14 protein-coding genes and 1 pseudogene are annotated in these 16,798 nt (G+C 64.7%); 8 read left to right on the plus strand and 7 right to left on the minus strand.

The annotated features are described in order from the left end of the window. The first annotated feature begins 46 nt into the window (after window positions 1-46). Complete coding sequence (locus ACE10X_RS43515; protein WP_038382567.1) at window positions 47-1,627, plus strand: AMP-binding protein; 1,581 nt, start codon at window positions 47-49, stop codon at window positions 1,625-1,627. Between the two features lie 16 nt (window positions 1,628-1,643). Here the strand turns inward: ACE10X_RS43515 and ACE10X_RS43520 are convergent, their stop codons facing one another. From ACE10X_RS43520 to ACE10X_RS43535, 4 genes are all read right to left on the minus strand, one after another. Further along, window positions 1,644-2,933, minus strand: coding sequence for a cytochrome P450 (locus ACE10X_RS43520; protein ID WP_051002737.1), 1,290 nt, complete (start codon window positions 2,931-2,933; stop codon window positions 1,644-1,646). 151 nt (window positions 2,934-3,084) lie between these two features. Next, window positions 3,085-4,182, minus strand: a complete 1,098-nt coding sequence (locus ACE10X_RS43525) for an HD-GYP domain-containing protein (RefSeq protein ID WP_016842658.1) — start codon at window positions 4,180-4,182, stop codon at window positions 3,085-3,087. Window positions 4,183-4,476: 294 nt separating this feature from the next. Next, window positions 4,477-6,762, minus strand: coding sequence for a molybdopterin cofactor-binding domain-containing protein (locus ACE10X_RS43530; RefSeq protein WP_038382553.1), 2,286 nt, complete (start codon window positions 6,760-6,762; stop codon window positions 4,477-4,479). After that, entirely contained in the window at window positions 6,759-7,250 is a 492-nt protein-coding gene (locus tag ACE10X_RS43535) for a (2Fe-2S)-binding protein (protein WP_026192016.1), read from the minus strand. The genes ACE10X_RS43530 and ACE10X_RS43535 overlap by 4 nt, the downstream gene beginning before the upstream one ends. 309 nt (window positions 7,251-7,559) lie before the next feature. Here ACE10X_RS43535 and ACE10X_RS43540 point away from each other — a divergent pair, with 309 nt between their 5' ends. From ACE10X_RS43540 to ACE10X_RS43550, 3 genes are all read left to right on the plus strand, one after another. Then, window positions 7,560-8,345, plus strand: coding sequence for an alpha/beta fold hydrolase (locus tag ACE10X_RS43540; protein ID WP_038382554.1), 786 nt, complete (start codon window positions 7,560-7,562; stop codon window positions 8,343-8,345). Beyond that, window positions 8,342-8,677, plus strand: a complete 336-nt coding sequence (locus tag ACE10X_RS43545; protein ID WP_028341400.1) for a hypothetical protein — start codon at window positions 8,342-8,344, stop codon at window positions 8,675-8,677. The genes ACE10X_RS43540 and ACE10X_RS43545 overlap by 4 nt, the downstream gene beginning before the upstream one ends. Before the next feature lie 134 nt (window positions 8,678-8,811). Continuing rightward, window positions 8,812-9,486: a dienelactone hydrolase family protein gene (locus ACE10X_RS43550; RefSeq protein ID WP_038382555.1), complete on the plus strand. Its 675-nt coding sequence runs from the start codon at window positions 8,812-8,814 to the stop codon at window positions 9,484-9,486. A 137-nt stretch (window positions 9,487-9,623) separates the two neighbouring features. On the opposite strand, the gene ACE10X_RS43555 is transcribed toward ACE10X_RS43550, so the two are convergent. The 3 genes from ACE10X_RS43555 to ACE10X_RS43565 all read right to left on the minus strand — a co-directional run bounded on the left by ACE10X_RS43555 (window position 9,624) and on the right by ACE10X_RS43565 (window position 11,658). After that, window positions 9,624-10,379, minus strand: a complete 756-nt coding sequence (locus tag ACE10X_RS43555; protein WP_038382556.1) for a polysaccharide biosynthesis/export family protein — start codon at window positions 10,377-10,379, stop codon at window positions 9,624-9,626. A gap of 174 nt (window positions 10,380-10,553) precedes the next feature. Then, window positions 10,554-11,210, minus strand: a complete 657-nt coding sequence (gene msrA / locus ACE10X_RS43560) for a peptide-methionine (S)-S-oxide reductase MsrA (protein WP_038382557.1) — start codon at window positions 11,208-11,210, stop codon at window positions 10,554-10,556. 130 nt (window positions 11,211-11,340) lie between these two features. Next, on the minus strand, window positions 11,341-11,658 hold the full coding sequence (locus tag ACE10X_RS43565) for a hypothetical protein (protein ID WP_016842666.1): 318 nt from the start codon (window positions 11,656-11,658) through the stop codon (window positions 11,341-11,343). 374 nt (window positions 11,659-12,032) lie between these two features. On the opposite strand from ACE10X_RS43565, the gene rpsT reads away from it, so the two are divergent. The 4 genes and pseudogenes from rpsT (at window position 12,033) to ACE10X_RS43585 (ending at window position 16,787) form a co-directional block, all read left to right on the plus strand. Then, window positions 12,033-12,299 carry a 30S ribosomal protein S20 gene (gene rpsT, locus ACE10X_RS43570; protein WP_016842667.1) on the plus strand — a complete coding sequence of 89 codons (267 nt, stop codon included), beginning with the start codon at window positions 12,033-12,035 and terminating at the stop codon, window positions 12,297-12,299. Window positions 12,300-13,530: 1,231 nt separating this feature from the next. Further along, window positions 13,531-14,961 carry a chromosomal replication initiator protein DnaA gene (dnaA, locus tag ACE10X_RS43575; RefSeq protein ID WP_038382558.1) on the plus strand — a complete coding sequence of 477 codons (1,431 nt, stop codon included), beginning with the start codon at window positions 13,531-13,533 and terminating at the stop codon, window positions 14,959-14,961. Window positions 14,962-15,225: 264 nt separating this feature from the next. After that, window positions 15,226-16,344, plus strand: coding sequence for a DNA polymerase III subunit beta (gene dnaN / locus ACE10X_RS43580; protein WP_016842669.1), 1,119 nt, complete (start codon window positions 15,226-15,228; stop codon window positions 16,342-16,344). 78 nt (window positions 16,345-16,422) lie between these two features. Next, window positions 16,423-16,787 (plus strand): annotated as a pseudogene (locus ACE10X_RS43585) (endonuclease domain-containing protein). Window positions 16,788-16,798 lie beyond the last annotated feature (11 nt).

The raw sequence follows: 16,798 nt of genomic DNA on the forward strand, positions 1-16,798 counted from the left end.
CCCAACCAAGACCAATGGCGGCCGGCAAGGCCGCGCGGGAGGACATATGAGCAATTCAAAAGCAGTGCCGGGCGTCGTCGGACCGTTTGCGGGGCTCGACGTGCCATGGCTGCTGCGGATGCGCGCCGAGGTGCGCCGCGATCATCCATTCCTGATCTGGGCGCCGTTCGACGCGCCGGCACGGCGCTGGAGCTACGGCGAATTCCATGAGCGCGTCGGCGCGCTCGCTGCGGGTCTTGCGAAGCGCGGCATCCGGCGGGGTGACTATGTCCTGATCCATCTCGACAATTGTATCGAGGCGATCATGTCGTGGTTCGCCTGCGTCGAGCTCGGCGCCATCGCCGTCACCACCAATACCCGTTCCGCCGCCGCCGAGATCGAATATTTTGCGGGCCATTGCGGCGCGGTCGCCGCGATCACCCAGCCGGCCTATGCCGAGCTGATATCAGCCAACTGCAAGGGCCTGCGCTGGATCGCGGTGACCTCGCACGACGCCGGGCAAGCGCCGGCTCAGCCGCCCGCGCGCGGTGACAGCTTCGACGCGTTGTTTGCCGACAGCGCAGACCGGCCGCGTCGCCCGACCGATCCGTTCGCGCCCTGCAGCGTGCAATATACCTCCGGCACCACGTCGCGGCCGAAGGCGGTGCTGTGGACCCACGCCAACGCGCTGTGGGGCGCCAAGATCAACGCCGTACATCAGGACCTGCACGCCTTTGACGTGCACCAGACCTACCTGCCGCTGTTCCACACCAACGCGCTGGCCTATTCGATGCTGGCGAGCCTGTGGGTCGGAGCGACCTGTGTGATCCAGCCGCGCTTCTCGGCGAGCCGCTTCTGGCCGGTGGCGCTCGAGCACGGCGCGACCTGGACCTCGACGATCCCGTTCTGCATGAAGGCGCTGCTGGAACACGAGGTGCCGAAGAATCACAAGTTCCGGCTCTGGGGCACCGCCGTGAACGAGCCGCCGGCGTTCAACGTGTTCGGCATCAAGATCATCGGCTGGTGGGGCATGACCGAGACCATCACCCACGGCATCATCGGCGAGGTCGATCAACCCAACACGCCGATGTCGATCGGCCGTGCCGCGCCCGAATACGAAATCCGCATCACCAATGACGACGGCACGCCGACCGGCGTCGGCGAGACCGGCAACCTCCTGATCAAGGGCATTCCGGGCCTGTCGCTGTTCGCCGAATATCTGCACAACGAGACGGCCACGCGCGAGAGCTTCGACGAGCACGGCTATTTCATCACCGGCGACCGCGTCACGATGCTGGAGCGCGGCTACGTCAAGTTCGGCGATCGCTCCAAGGACATGCTGAAAGTCGGCGGCGAGAATGTCGCGGCCTCCGAGATCGAACAGGTGATCGCGGTGGTGCCGGGCGTGCGCGAGGCCGCTGTCGTGGCGAAAAAGCATCCGATGCTGGACGAAGTGCCGGTCGTCTTCATCATCCCGCAAACCGGCGTCGCCGCCCTGCCCGCCGATTTGCACGACAACGTCATGACCGCCTGCCGCTCCGGGCTCGCGGACTTCAAGGTGCCCCGCGAGATCCGCTTCGTCGACGAAATGCCGCGCTCGACGCTGGAGAAGGTCGCGAAGGCGGAGCTCAGGAAGATGCTGGAGTGACGTGGCCCTGGCCGCGTCAATTCACCTCGAACCGGATCGGCAGCTTCTTTGGGCCGTTGACAAAATAGGCCCGCGTCATCTTCACCTCGCCGTCGAGCGACAGCGACTTCAGGCGCGGCAGCAGCTCCTCGAACAGGATGCGCATCTCGAGCTTGGCGAGGTACTGACCGAGGCAGAGATGCGCGCCATAGCCGAACGCGACATGGCGATTGGGCTTGCGATCGCTGCGGAAGCGATCGGGGTCCTCGAACACCTCCTCATCGCGATTGCCTGAGGCGTAGCATAGCATCAGCCAATCGCCCTTGGCGATCTTGCGGCCGCCGAGCTCGGTATCCGCGGTTGCCGAGCGCATGAAATGCTTGACCGGCGTCATCCAGCGGATCGACTCGTCGACCAAGCCCGGGATCAATTCCGGATTGGCCTTCACTTTGGCAAATTCCGCGGGGTCCCTGGCCAGCGCCCAGATCGCGCCCGCGGTCGAGGATGAGGTGGTGTCGTGGCCCGCGGTCGCGACGATCATGTAATAGCTGGTCTGGTCGTGCTCCGGCATGTAGTCGCCGCCGATCTTCGCATTGGCGATGACGGTGGCGAGATCGTCGCGCGGGTTCTGGCGGCGATCCTCGGTGATCTTGCGGAAGTAGGCGGAGAAGTCGGCGATGATCGCCTGCAGCATCGCGGAGACCTGCTCCGCGCTCAGCGCGTCGCGAACGCGCGCGGTGTCGGGATCCTGCGGGCCGAACAGTTCCTGCGTCAGCTTGAGCATGCGCGGCTCGTCCGCCTCGGGCACGCCGAGGATCTCCATGATGACGTGCAGGGGATAGCCGAGCGCGACGTCCTCAACGAAGTCGCAGGCGCCGCCCCTCGCGAGCATGCGTTGCACCGTGGCGCGCGCGATCTCGCGGACGCGGGCCTCGAACTTGCCGAGATTGGCCGGCATGAACCAGCCTTGCGTCAGCGCGCGATATTTCGGATGATCGGGCGCGTCCATCTGCACCAGCGAGCGCACCAAATTGGGCCCGCCGGTGATCTTGCGAACGCGCTCCTCGAGCGCCTGCGTCGTCAGCGTGGTCGGCCGGTCGGCGTTGTGGAACAGCTCGTTCTGCCGGCTGATTGCCTGGATATGGGCGTGCTTGGTCACCACCCAGAACGGATCGAACTTCTCGGGCCGCGCGATGCCAAGCGGGTTATTGGCGCGCAGCCATCGATAGCTGTCGTGGATGCGGTCGTCCGCATAGGCGACGGGATCGACAAGGGTTGCCGCGATGTCGGCGGGGATGTCGAAATCCCCGGTCGTTGCCGTATCCATGATCGTCCTCACTCGCCCCAGCATCGGTCTTGCCGATGATCACCGGAATCTAGGCGGAGGTAAGGAGCACGACTTGCGTTGATTGGCTAGAGCCGTCGCCTCAGCCGGCATTGCGACGACGAAGCGACGTAGCAATGACGGGGTTGAGGGCTCAATAATGCCCGAACGCCACCGGGCGGAACGCCTGCAGCAATTGCTGGTCGAGCTTGCCGCCCATCTCCTCCATCATGGAGAACGCCTTGGCGTGGGTGAACTGCAGCCGGTAGGCGCGCTTCTCGACCAAAGCGGCATAGACATCGACGATCGTGGTGACGCGGACGATGTCGCTGATCTGGTTGCCGCTGAGGCCGTTCGGATAGCCGGTGCCGTCGAGGAATTCGTGGTGGTGCAGGATCACGTCGAGCATTTCCGGCGGGAAGCCGCCCTGCGCGGACAGCGCCTCGTAGCCGCGGCGCGGATGCTCGCGCATCTCGGCCATTTCCTCGACCGTCAATGCGCCGGGCTTGTCGAGCAGCGCGACCGGAACGAAGGCCTTGCCGACGTCGTGCAGCAGCGCGGCGCGGGCGAGCCGGCGCTGATCGTCGTCGCGCATGCCGAGATGCTGCGCGAACGCAACCGCAAAACCGGTCACGAACAGGCAGTGGCGATAGGTCTCCTGGTGATGGCAGCCGACCGTGGTCAGCCATTCGCGCAGCGAGTTGTGCTTGATCGCCTTCAGGATCTTGTTCTCGGCAGCGACGATGTCCTCGAACTTGAGCGGCTCGCCGGCGCGCATCCGCTCGAACATCTTGACCATCACGCCGTGCGCGGCTTCGACGCCGCGGTTGAGCGCCTTGCCGCGGTCGGTCTCGTCATAGCCGCTGTCGTCGGGAAACGCGGCGCGGATGCGCTGCAGGATGCCGCGCGCATCGAACGGCCGTGAGATCGTGTCGGTGGCGCCGAGCGCCCAGGCCTGCATCGAGGCGTGATGCAAGGCATCCGCCAGCACGAACAGCCGCGGCATCTCGCGATAGGCGTCGGCCTGCAGCTTGGCGCGGACGAGTTGCACGGCTTCGGGCGAACGCAGGTTGATGTCGACGACGATGCCAGAGAGATCGCGGGCCGGCTGCTCGGGAATGTCGGAGGTCGGAACGGTATCGACCTCGCCCACCGAGCGCAGGATGCTGGCAAGCTCGTTGCTCTGATCGCTTCGATCTGACGCCAGCAGGAGGCGGCGCTTCGAAGTCTGGTTGTTGGCTAAGGCAGTCATGGCATCCCCGTCGCGGTAACGACCGACGCTGGGACGCTACCTGACGATGCGTTCCCTCCGGCTTAATGGGGATGCTGAACGGCGCTTAAGCGCAATGGATACAATTTGACGGATCGCCGAATCCGCCAGCAAAATCAGGCCGGCCGAAAATCAATGCAGATGCGAGCGTCGGCGGCGAATCATGAATTTTTGCGGCTTCGAGGGTGTTGATGCGGTCACCGCCCGGCCGACGCGCGGAGCAAAGGAAAACGCCGGAGAGCCCGTGCTCTCCGGCGTCCTTGTTCGTTCAGGCCGTTACGCCTTCATCGCCGCCTTGACGGCTTCCGCGGTGATCGGCAGGCCGCGGACGCGGGCGCCGACCGCGTTGAAGACGGCGTTGCCGATTGCCGGCGCCACCACCGTCACCGCGGGCTCGCCGACGCCGGTCGCCTTCTCGCCATTGGCGATGACGTTGACCGCGACTTCCGGCAGCTGGCTCATCCGAAGCGGCGTGTAGCTGTCGAAGTTGGTCTGCTCGATGCCGCCGTCCTTCAACGTCGCCTTCTCGAACAGCGCCAGCGACATGCCCCACAGCGCCGCGCCCTCGACCTGGGCCCGGATGCCGTCGGGATTCACCTGCGTACCGACGTCGGTCGCAACCGTCAGCTTCTTCACCGTCACCTCGCCCGACGGGGCAACCGCGACATGGGCGACACAGGCGGTCCAGCTCGCCGTGGCGCGCTCCTGCGACGACACGCAGGCAACCCCCATGCCTTCGCCCTTGGGCAGCTGCTTGGTGCCGTAGCCGGCAAGGCCCATCGCAGCGAGCAAGGTGTTGCGGAGACGCTGCGCGCCGCCGTCATTCTTGCCCTTGCCGTCGAGCAACGAGATGCGCAGCTGCGCCGGGTCCTTGCCGGTCGCATGCGCGATCTCGTCGATCATGCTTTCGACCGCCCAGAACGTCCAGCCCGGCGCCACCGAGCGGAGCTGACCCGACGGGGTGGCATTGTGCGCCATCTCGTTCTTGATCGCCCGCACATAGTGGTTGGGCACGGTGTAGAAGAAGTCCGCTCCGTTCACGGTAAAGGAGTCGAGCGGCCCTTTCTTGTCGACCGACGGTGTCAGGAAATCGGGGATCCCCCAACGCGCGGTCGGCCAGGCCGAGACCACGTCGTGGCTCATCGCGACGATCTTGCCGTCGCCGTCCATGCCGGCCTTCACCTTCTGGTAGGTCAGTGGACGCGAGAAATCCATCGTCATGTCGTTTTCGCGCGTGTAGATGACCTTGACCGGCTTGCCGACGGCCTTTGCCGCCTGCACCGCGGGCACCATCATGTCGGCGTCGAGACGCCGGCCGAAGCCGCCGCCCAGCCACATCTGGTGCATCACCACGAACTTCGGATCGATCCCGGCGGCGCCGGCCGCAATCGCACCGGAGCGCGTCGCGAACTGGTTGCCGGAATAGATGTGCAGGATGTCGCCCTTGAACTCCGCGGTGGCGTTCATCGGCTCCATCGGCGCGTGGATATTGATGTTGGTGGTGTATTCCGCCTCCAACAGCTTGGCCGCCGAGCCGAAGGCCGCGTTCGGATCACCGTCCTTGACGAAGAACTCTCCGGAATCGCTCAATCCCTGAAGCCGCTTGGCTTCCGTGAACAGCGATTCGCTCGACAGTTTTGCGTTCGGACCGCCGTCATAGCTGATCTTCAGCGCCGCCGCGGCCTTCTTCGCCTGCGCATAGGTGTTGGCGACCGCGACGACCCAGCCGGTCGTGGTTGTGGTCTTGTCGTCGAGGGTGACGGCCTTGATGAAGCCGGGCAGCTTCTTGGCCGCGCTATCGTCGACCGACTTCACGGTGGCGCCGTAACGCACCGGCGGGGTGACCAGCGCGCCGTGGACCATGCCCGGCACCATCACGTCGATGCCGTACTTGGCCGTGCCGTTGACCTTCGACGGAATGTCGAGCTGCGGCACCGAGACGCCGATCATGGTGTACTGGTCGGGCGTCTTGAGCTTAATCGCCTTCAGGTCATCCGCCGTGAAGGTTTTGGTCGCCTTGCCGCTCTTCACCACCTCGGCGAACGACATCGACTTCTTCGACTTCGCATGGCTGATCTTGGAGTCGCGCACCACCAGCTCGCCGGCCGGCACGCCCATGGAGGCTGCCGCCGCTTCGGTCAATGCGATGCGGCCAGCTGCGCCGGCGCGGCTCATGGCGTCGAAGTTCATCATCGTCGACCAGCTGCCGCCGGTGATCTGCGCGCCCAGCACGGGATCGTTGAACTTAGGATCGTTGGAGGCGAGCTGGACCCGCATGTCCTTCCAGTTCGCGCCGAGCTCTTCGGCCACGATCTGCGCCATGGTCGAGGCGACGTGCTGGCCCATGTCGGCCTTGCCGCAGGTCACGGTGACGAGACCGTCGGGCGCGATCGAATACCAGACGCTCGGCTCGAAGTTGGCGGGTGCGGGTGCCGCGAGCGCCTGGTCGATGCCGGACGCTGAGTAGCCGAGCACGAGGCCGGTTGCAGCGGTGCCGACCAGGAAGGAACGGCGGCTGAGATCGGTCGTCTCGGACGCGAGGTTTTTCACGTGCTTGTTCATGTGGCCCTCCGCTCGGATCCGGTGGCCGATGCGGTGCGCATGTCGGACGCAGCGCGCATGATCGCCTTCTGGATTCGTGAATAGGTCATGCAACGGCAGAGATTGCCGTCCATATGCGCGACCACTTCTTCCTTGGTCGGGTTGGTGTTCTTCGACAGCAGCGCCGCCGCCTGCATGATCTGGCCGGACTGGCAGTAGCCGCATTGCGGCACCTGCTCGGCGACCCAGGCCTTCTGCAAGGGATGATCGCCCTTGGCGGAGAGGCCTTCGATGGTGGTGATTTTCTTGCCGACGGCGTCGGCGACCGAGGTCTGGCAGGACCGCACCGCTTCGCCGTTGACGTGAACCGTGCAGGCGCCACACAGACCGGCGCCGCAACCGAATTTGGTGCCCGTCATCTGCAATTGCTCGCGGATGACCCAAAGCAGCGGCGTGTCATTGGCCGCCTCGACGGACATATTCCGTCCGTTGATATTGAGATTTGGCATCTCTCTCCCCTTCCGGTGTAGGAAGCCGCTTACGGCGGCAACTCACTGTTGGGTCTTGGCCGGCGCCCACCGGGTCAGCGACAGTTGCCGAAACAATGATCCGGTTCCCGGCTGGAGGCAATCCAATTTGGAATTGCTCGAAAAGAATAAATTTCCGAAGATGCCTGTTGTGCGATGCGGCAACGGCATGACGCTTTTTGGAATGCCAGCGTTCGTGTCTAATCGACTGGCGCTTGCTCAAAGTGTCGGCAGCAGGGATCGGCAACGCCGTCCGATGACAGCGGCGAGAGAAACACAAGGAGCCCGTCAATGGCCAAACTCAACCGCAGCGGCGTCGACATCTACTACGAGGTTCACGGCAGCGGCCCGCCGCTGATCCTGACCCACGGCTATTCCTCGACGTCGGCGATGTGGCAGGGCCAGATCGAGGCGCTGTCGCAGCGGCACAAGCTGATCCTGTGGGACATGCGCGGGCACGGTCAGTCCGACTATCCCGACGATCCGGATGCCTATAGCGAAGCGCTGACGGTCGGCGACATCGCCGCTTTGCTCGACGCCGCCGGCGCCGACAAGGCGATCGTCGGCGGGCTGTCGCTCGGCGGCTACATGTCACTCGCCTTTCATCGCGCCCATCCGGAGCGGGTGCGGGCGCTGCTGATCATCGACACCGGCCCGGGCTTCAAGAAGGACGACGCCCGCGAGGTCTGGAACAAGCGCGCCCGCGACACCGGCGACCGCTTCGACCGCGAAGGGCTCGAGGTGCTGAGATCGCTGAGCGCAGAGCGCGCGTCGGTCACCCATCGCAACGCCAGGGGCCTCGCGCTCGCCGCGCGCGGCATGCTGGCACAGCGCGATGCACGGGTGATCGAATCGCTGCCCGGGATCCAGGTGCCAGCGTTGGTTGTGGTCGGCGCCGACGACACGCCGTTCCTGGCGGCGTCCGACTACATGGCGGCGAAGATCCCCGGCGCGCAGAAGGCGGTGATTCCGAACGCCGGCCACGCCGTCAACATCGACCAGCCGCAGGCCTTCATCGCCGCGGTGCTGCCGTTCCTGGACGGCCTTGAGGGCGCGCCGGGAAAGACCGCGCCATGAAGACAATCGCCGTTGCCTTGTTGCTGACTGCGGCCACGACAGGGGCGAGCGCGCAGAAGCTGCCGTTCGTAACAGCCCCGTCCACTTTCACCGCGACGTTGTCGAACACCACGCCGCTGGTGTTCGGCATGGGCGTCGCGGACGCGCAGCGCGCGCTCGGCACGCCCCTCACCTATGTCAGCGGACGGCCCGGCAACGAGATCTTCCTGACCTTCCGCGACCTCGGCGGCAGCGGGCTGTTTCCGCACCACGACCGTCTCTTCCTCCAATTCCGCAAACACCGGCTAACCGGCTGGAAGGCCGACTGGGGCGAGAACTGGATGTGGCGCTAGAGCATGGTCCGGAAACGTGGTTTCCGGAAAGGCCATGCTCAAACGAAGAGCCAAAGCGCGATGACAATTTCATCGCGCTTTGGACCACATCGTCGATGACCTTCATGCAACCCCCAAACTGACAAGGATGGACCATGGGACAAGACATCAAACTCAAGGCTTCGGACGGATTTGAACTCGGCGCCTACCGCGCCGATCCTGCCGGCGCGCCGAAGGGCGCGGTCGTCGTGATCCAGGAGATTTTTGGCGTCAATCACCACATCCGCTCGGTCTGTGACCGGCTTGCGAAGGAGGGCTATGTCGCGGTTGCACCTTCGATCTTCGACCGCATCACGCCGAACTTCCAGAGCGGCTATTCCCCCGACGAGATCGCCGAGGCGCGGAAGTTCGTCGCCAATCCGGACTGGGCCGCGATGCTGCGCGACACCCAGGCCGCGACCGACGCGGTCAAACCGGTCGGGCCGGTCGGCATCATCGGCTTCTGCCTCGGCGGCAGCGTCGCCTATGCTGCCGCCACCAAGCTCGCCGGGCTGTCAGACGCGGTCGGCTATTACGGCGGCGCCGTCGTGCGCTTCGCCGACGACAAGCCGGCAGTGCCGACGCAGCTGCATTTCGGCGAGAAGGATGCCGGCATTCCCTTGAGCGATGTCGAGACCATCAAGTCGAAGCGGCCCGAGGTCGAGGTCTTCATCTATCCCGGCGCGCAGCACGGCTTCCATTGCGACGAGCGCGCCAGCTACGACAAGGCAAGCGCCGACATCGCCTGGCCGCGCAGCATGGAATTTTTCGCGAAGCATTTGAAGCGGTAGGAAGCGAGCTTCTCCACCCGTCGTTCCGGGGAGCGCAAAGCGCGAACCTCAGGTGCGCAATTGCGCACCGGGGAACCTCGAGATTCCGGGTTCGATGCGGCGCACCGCCCCGGAATGACGAAGGACGCTGTCCTTCGTCAGAACCAGCGCTCGCCGACGAACACCGTATCGCCCGGGCTCATCGGCGTGCCCAGCGGCACCACGAAGCGGCCGGAGCCGGACGCATCGGTGTGGGTCAGCGTCACGCTGTCGCGGCGGGCCCGCGGCGAGAAGCCGCCGGCGATCGCGACCGCGCTCTCGACCGTCATGTTCGGCACGTAGGGATATTGGCCGGGGGCCTGGACTTCGCCGAGGATGAAGAACGGACGATAGGACTCGATCTCGACCGCCACCGAAGGCTCGCGGATAAAGCCGTTGCGCAGCCGTGCCGAGATTTCGCCGGCAAGCCCGGCCGGCGTGCGGCCGCGTGCCGGCACCGAGCCGATCAGCGGCATGGTGATCGCGCCCGCGGCGTCGATCGCATAGGAATTGGTCAGGCCTTCCTGGCCGTAGACCACGACGCGGAGCTTGTCGCCGGGGCCAAGGTGATATCCGTTGTCGTAACCGGCGGGGGGTCCACCCGGGGAGGCGGCGGCATAGACGACCGGGGCGGCGGCCGGTGCGGCATAGCCATAACCAGGGGACGTGCTGGCGAAGGCGGAACGCAATGCGCTGATCGCACCGCCGCCGCCTGCATCGGCAACCGGAGCGGGTGCGTAGGCCGGGCCATAGCTGACGGCATCGACGCCTTGCGGGCCGACGGCGACGGGACCGGACGTGCTCATGCAGCCAGACAGCGCGAGCGCAGCCACAACGGCAGTGATCGGCAATCGTAACGCGCGTGCAACCGGCACCGGACCTATCCCTCAACGGCGAGACAGGCCCAGTCTTGCACCACTTATGGTTAATAAAGGGTTTTCGAGGGGTCGAGCGGGAGGCCGGAAAAGCCGGCCTCCCATTGGCTTAGCGCCGTGCCCGGCAAGAGCGCAAAGCGGCTTTCCGGAGCGAGCTCTTTCTCAACCAGACGATCAGGCGGTGACGCCGACGCCGATCGGGCAGGACACGCCGGTGCCGCCGAGCCCGCAATAGCCCGCCGGATTCTTGGCGAGGTATTGCTGGTGGTAGTCCTCGGCGAAGTAGAATTCGCCGGCTGACGCGATCTCGGTGGTGATGGCGCCGAGCCCCTTGGCGGCCAGCGCCTTCTGATACATCGCCTGCGACTCGTCGGCGGCTTTGCGCTGCGCGTCGCTGAACGTGTAGATCGCGGAGCGATATTGCGTGCCGATGTCGTTGCCCTGGCGCATGCCCTGCGTCGGGTTGTGGCTCTCCCAGAATGTCTTTAGCAGCTTCTCGTAGGAGATCTTCTTCGGGTCGAACACGACCAGCACCACTTCGGTGTGGCCGGTGCGCCCCGAGCATACTTCCTCATAGGTCGGGTTCGGCGTGTGGCCGCCGGCATAGCCGACCGCGGTGGTGTAGATTCCCTCGCCGAGTTCCCAGAATTTGCGCTCCGCGCCCCAGAAGCAGCCGAGCCCGAACACCGCCTGCTCGAGGCCTTGCGGATAAGGCGGCTGCAACTTGCTGCCATTGACGAAATGGGTGGTCGCGGTCGGGATCGGCGTGGCGCGGCCCGGCAGCGCCTCGGCGGCGCTTGGCAACGCGGTGGTCTTGCGCATGAACAACATGGACACCTCCAGGCGGGACATCGGCCGACGCGGCAACGGCCTGCGGGCCGGCTGTCACCTATATATGTCCTTACGCGGATGATGGCAGCCCCGTTACTGAGGGCTGCAGCCAAGGAGGGCTGCCGACAAATCAGTCGCGCGCGTAGCCGATCAATGGCTTGCGCGGCCGGAACAGGATCATCAGCAGGATGCCGGCAATGCCGAGCACTGCGAACACCGGCTGCTCAAGAAGCAGGCGGATCACGTCATTCCAGAGCCAGGGCGCGAAGCGATCCACCCAGGCATGGAATGCCTGCTGGCTCGACTGGTGGATGTCGTTCCAGAACTGGCCGAATTGGGTGAACCGCAGGCTCTGGTCGGCGACGTAGCGGGCCCCGTCATAGACCATGAAGATGAAGCTGCCGGCCAGCAGCAGAAGGCCGATCAGACGGAAAAAGCCGCGGATCATGCGTCACCCTAACTCCCAGTCGCGCCCCACGCGTCGTCAGGCCTTACCGGGCGCCCCCCGGAAATTCAACCTCTTCAGCGGCTTATCCGGCCCCCGCGGGGGCGATTTCGGGCCCTTTTTGGGTCCCGAAAGCGTTGACGCTTCAGCCCGCGCCATCTATAAGACCGGCCGATGGCGGCGGGCGCAATCCTGCCGCCGCTGTTCTTTGGACAGTGCCGCAGGCGCGGGGCAGCATTTTGCGCTCCTCGCATGGCCGCCTCAAGGACACCCAAGAAAACCACCTTGGACAAATACATCAGAGTTGAGATTTGAACCGGCCGGTGCGCGCAAGCCCGACCACCGAGCGATCACCGCCGAAGGACAGTTAGAGAACCATGGCCAACACCACCTCCGCCAAGAAGGCGACCCGCAAGATTGCCCGCCGCACCATCGTCAACAAGTCGCGCCGCACGCAGATGCGTGGCGCGGTGCGCACCGTCGAGGAAGCGATCAAGAGCGGCGACCGCGAGGCGGCACTGAAGGCGATGAGCCGCGCCGAGCCCGAGCTGATGAAGGCAGCGCAGCGCAACATCATTCACAAGAACAACGCGAGCCGTAAGGTGTCGCGTCTGTCGCAGCGGATCGCCAAGCTCGCCAAGTAAAAGCTCGGCGCGTGAGCTGACTGGAAGACACATTTGTCACGAAGCCCGGCTCGCGCCGGGCTTTTTGTTTTTATCTCGACTTTTGTCGTGGAAGTTTCATAGCGCGAGAACACTTCGCGTTGCCGCGCAACGAACTGCGTGTCATGTTTCGTTTCGTCGCGTCCGTAGTTCTACCGGCTCAACATGCTTAACGCGCCGCACTCGCGCACAGATTGTTCTGCGCTAAGCTGGATAGATGGAATAGCGCACAAGCATTTCGCGGCGAAACTTGCGACGCGGGGTTACCCTGCAAAAGTAATCGAGAAAAATGACGTCTCGCGAATTACTTATGCACATAGCGTTGGACAGCGATTGGAAAAATGACCGGCGCGAGACCAAATGTAAATTTTCTATGAAAAATTTTTGGTATTGCACCGTCGTTTGTGACGCGCGTGAATCTGTGCGCTGATTCAAAAACTTGCTTTCGCAACTCAGCATCGGCAACGCCGCAACAGTCGCGAAGAGTCTCGGTCCCCGTCGAATCCACGGATTGTCAGGAAATGTGCTTGGTGTATTTATTTCTTGTTCGCGACGCCCACGGCTCTCCAGATCAGCGCGGTTTGAGACCCAGGGGCGGACGCACAAATCGGCGGCGGTGTGTGCGTTAGCGACGCTTTCCAAGCGAAGCTGGATTGACGGCTCATAGCGATATGAGGACGGACGACCTGTGTCAAAAATTCTCCGGCGATGTCCCCGGCAATTTGGGGGATCGAACAAGAGAGACCAGGACGTCGGTCGGAATCTGGCAGCGGGAACGCGGAGCGAGTGAACGGGTTGACGACGACACGGCGGCGGCGAAGCGCCGGGCATTTCGGTGTTCGGTAGCAGCAGTTCGAATTTGAAGACACGAGCAAGCTGACAACTTGCCGCGATACGTCGCGGCGGGAGGGGGAGGACTTATGCCTTACGGTATCATCACTGCAGTCGAACCAACGACAGCCGAAGCGCAAATTTCCAGTGGTGCCGTAATCAACCCCTCGGACGTCAGTTCCTACCCGCAGCGTCCGTCGAGTACGCGCTGACCTCGCGGGGCGCATCTTCTCCAAACAGCTGATCTGTCGGGTGGCGCATGGTCGCCGCACGGGAGAGCTTTGTCCGGAGCAGACCGCGCCCGCTAGAGGTCGCGCCGTGGCAGGAAACCTGCGCGGCGCTTTCGCAACGAATATCTCTCAGACTTGGAAGTACGAAGGCAATGACGAACACGGAACAGGATCGCTGGTCGCGGGTAAAGGGACGTCTGCGGACGAGCGTTGGCGAGGACGTTTACACGAGCTGGTTCGCACGGATGGATCTGGAGAGCGTGCACGACGAGAGCGTGCACCTGTCGGTTCCGACCCGGTTCCTCAAGAGCTGGATCCAGGCGCATTACGCTGATCGCGTGCTGTCCTGCTGGCAGGCCGAGATGCCGGAAGTGCACAAGATCGACCTTACCGTCCGCTCCGCGATCCGTGCGACGGTTCCGGTGAAGGAAACGGCTGCGCCCGTCGAAGTGCGCCGCATCGAGCGCACCGACGGCCGCACCGCGCCCGAATTGCGCTCGTTTGCGACTGCGCCGGTGTCGGCAAGCCATGACGCGCTCGGCGGTTCGCCGCTCGATCCGCGCCTGACCTTTGCCAGCTTCGTCGTCGGCCGGTCCAACACGCTGGCTCATGCGGCGGCCCGCCAGGTCGCGGAAGGTCGCCGCGGCGATCCCGTGATGTTCAACCCGCTCTACATTCATGCCGGCGTCGGCCTCGGCAAGACGCACCTGCTGCAGGCGGTGACCTGGTCCGGCAATTCCGGCGGCGAGCGCAAGGTGCTTTATCTCACCGCCGAGAAGTTCATGTACGGCTTCGTCGCGGCGCTGAAGACGCAGACGGCGCTGGCCTTCAAGGAGGCGCTGCGCGGCATCGACGTGCTGGTCATCGACGATCTGCAGTTCCTGCAAGGCAAGTCGACGCAGGCCGAGTTCTGCCACACCCTGAACGCGCTGATCGATGCCGGCCGCCAGGTCGTGATCGCGGCCGACCGTCCGCCGTCGGATCTGGAAAGCCTCGACGACCGCGTGCGCTCGCGGCTCGCCGGCGGCCTCGTGGTCGAGATGGGCTCGCTCGGCGAGGAGCTGCGGCTCGGCATCCTGAAGTCGCGCGTCGCCGCGGCCCGCGTCCACCATGCAAGCTTCGACGTGCCGGAGGAAGTGCTCGACTATCTGGCGCGCACCATCACCCATAACGGCCGCGACCTTGAAGGCGCGATCAATCGCCTGCTGGCGCACTCGAAGCTCAACAACCAGCCGGTGACGCTGGAGATGGCCGAGCGCGAGGTGCGCGACCTGATCCGCCCGCAGGAGCCGAAGCGGATCAAGATCGAGGACATCCAGCGCGTGGTCGCCCGGCAGTACAATGTCAGCCGCTCCGACTTGCTGTCGTCCCGCCGCACCGCCAATGTGGTGCGCCCGCGTCAGGTCGCGATGTATCTGGCGAAGACGCTGACCTTGCGCTCGCTGCCGGAGATCGGCCGGCGCTTCGGCGGCCGCGACCACACCACGGTGTTGCACGCCGTGCGCAAGATTGAGGCACTGGTCGCCAAGGACACGACGCTCTCGGAGGAAGTCGAATCGCTGAAGCGCCAGCTGCAGGAATAGGGCCGCTTCATCCGGCCGGCTCGTTCCATCGCCCTCCCCTTGCCAAAGGGGAGGGCTAAACTTTTTTCCGACCCAAAACGTGGGGAACGGGGCTCGTTTCACGCCCGTATCCCTTGCACCGGCCGCCCATCCGCGCCACCTTGCGGTCCCCCCGTGGGTTTGATCAAATCCGGTATTGATCCGGCTCTTCGGGTTTCCAATGCCGCGGTGCTGCCCTGAACGGCCGCCCGGCTTTTCCATCTGAGGGATCTGGCGGGTATTGCAATGAAGGTCACCGTCGAGCGCGCGCAACTCCTGAAATCGCTGGGTCACGTTCACCGCGTGGTCGAGCGCCGCAACACCATCCCGATCCTCGGCAACGTGTTGATCCGCGCCGAGGGCGCCAAATTGTCGCTGAAGGCGACCGACCTCGACCTCGAGGTGACGGAGACCTTGGCCGCCGAGACTGGAACCGCCGGCTCGACCACAGTGCCCGCGCACATGTTCTACGACATCGTCCGCAAGCTGCCCGACGGCTCGCAGATCGTGCTGGAAGCCGATGGCGACCGCTCGGTGCTCGCCGTGCGTGCCGGCCGCTCGCGCTTCACGCTGCAGACCCTGCCCGAGAGCGACTTCCCCGGCCTTGCCGCCGGCGACATGACGCATTCGTTCTCGCTGCCGGCGTCCGATATCAAGCGCCTGATCGACCGCACCCAGTTCGCGATCTCGACCGAGGAGACCCGCTACTACCTCAACGGCATCTACCTGCACGCGGCCGGCAACGCCAAGGCGGCGACCCTGCGCGGGGTTGCGACCGACGGCCACCGGCTGGCCCAGATCGACCTCGCGCTGCCCAAGGGCGCAACCGGCATGCCCGGCGTGATCGTCCCGCGCAAGACGGTCGGCGAGGTGCAGCGGCTGATCGAGGGCGACGACGCCGAGATCTCGATCGAGCTGTCGGACGGCAAGATCCGCTTCACGCTCGGCAATGTGGTGCTGACCTCGAAGCTGATCGACGGCACCTTCCCGGACTATGGCCGCGTGATTCCGCAGAACAACGACAAGGAACTCGTCGTCGACAAGAAGGATTTCGAGGCCGCCGTCGACCGCGTCTCGACGATTTCCAGCGAACGCGGCCGCGCGGTGAAACTCGCACTGTCCGCGGGCAAGCTGGTGCTCTCGGTCACCAACCCGGATTCCGGCAGCGCCACCGAAGAGCTCGAGGTCGAGTACGCCTCCGACGCGCTCGATATCGGCTTCAACTCGCGCTATCTGCTCGACATCGCCGCCCAGATCGAGGGCGAGGTCGCGGTGCTGAAGCTCGCCGATCCCGGCTCGCCGACCCTGGTGCAGGACCGCGACAGCAAGGGCGCGCTCTACGTGCTGATGCCGATGCGGGTGTGATGACCTTCTCCGCATGCTCAACTGCACCCTCTCCCCTTGTGGGAGAGGGTGGCGCCGAAGGCGCCGGGTGAGGGGTTGGTGCCGCGAACGCCGCACCATCGACCGACCGATGAACGCCTCCGCGGCTTCGCAAAGAAGATGCGCCGAGAGCCGACTGACGCGGAAGCGAAGATGTGGCGCCTGCTGCGCGATCGGCGCCTGTCGCACTTGAAATTTCGAAGGCAGGTTCCATTTCGCAATTACATTCTCGACTTCGCGTGCTTTGAGAAGCGCCTCGCCATCGAGATCGACGGCGGTCAGCACGCTCGTCGCCGCGTGATGCATCCAGGACTGACGCGCTTGCGGCGGAAGGCTTTCAGGTCTTGCGCTACTGGAACAATGACGTCTTGCGGACGCCCGGGGCAGTGCTGGAAGACATTGTCGCCAAGTTTGCCGAGCTGTGAGATACCCCTCA

It is taken from the genome of Bradyrhizobium sp. Pha-3 (assembly GCF_042258325.1).
Lineage (GTDB): Bacteria > Pseudomonadota > Alphaproteobacteria > Rhizobiales > Xanthobacteraceae > Bradyrhizobium > Bradyrhizobium elkanii.

Excerpts from the sequence above, each read along its gene's own strand:
- msrA (WP_038382557.1), bottom strand. The coding sequence starts at position 11,210 with ATGTTGTTCATGCGCAAGACCACCGCGTTGCCAAGCGCCGCCGAGGCG.
- ACE10X_RS43515 (WP_038382567.1), top strand. The coding sequence starts at position 47 with ATGAGCAATTCAAAAGCAGTGCCGGGCGTCGTCGGACCGTTTGCGGGG.
- ACE10X_RS43530 (WP_038382553.1), bottom strand. The coding sequence starts at position 6,762 with ATGAACAAGCACGTGAAAAACCTCGCGTCCGAGACGACCGATCTCAGC.
- ACE10X_RS43535 (WP_026192016.1), bottom strand. The coding sequence starts at position 7,250 with ATGCCAAATCTCAATATCAACGGACGGAATATGTCCGTCGAGGCGGCC.
- ACE10X_RS43565 (WP_016842666.1), bottom strand. The coding sequence starts at position 11,658 with ATGATCCGCGGCTTTTTCCGTCTGATCGGCCTTCTGCTGCTGGCCGGC.
- ACE10X_RS43520 (WP_051002737.1), bottom strand. The coding sequence starts at position 2,933 with ATGGATACGGCAACGACCGGGGATTTCGACATCCCCGCCGACATCGCG.
- rpsT (WP_016842667.1), top strand. The coding sequence starts at position 12,033 with ATGGCCAACACCACCTCCGCCAAGAAGGCGACCCGCAAGATTGCCCGC.
- ACE10X_RS43540 (WP_038382554.1), top strand. The coding sequence starts at position 7,560 with ATGGCCAAACTCAACCGCAGCGGCGTCGACATCTACTACGAGGTTCAC.
- ACE10X_RS43545 (WP_028341400.1), top strand. The coding sequence starts at position 8,342 with ATGAAGACAATCGCCGTTGCCTTGTTGCTGACTGCGGCCACGACAGGG.
- dnaN (WP_016842669.1), top strand. The coding sequence starts at position 15,226 with ATGAAGGTCACCGTCGAGCGCGCGCAACTCCTGAAATCGCTGGGTCAC.
- ACE10X_RS43550 (WP_038382555.1), top strand. The coding sequence starts at position 8,812 with ATGGGACAAGACATCAAACTCAAGGCTTCGGACGGATTTGAACTCGGC.
- ACE10X_RS43525 (WP_016842658.1), bottom strand. The coding sequence starts at position 4,182 with ATGACTGCCTTAGCCAACAACCAGACTTCGAAGCGCCGCCTCCTGCTG.
- dnaA (WP_038382558.1), top strand. The coding sequence starts at position 13,531 with ATGACGAACACGGAACAGGATCGCTGGTCGCGGGTAAAGGGACGTCTG.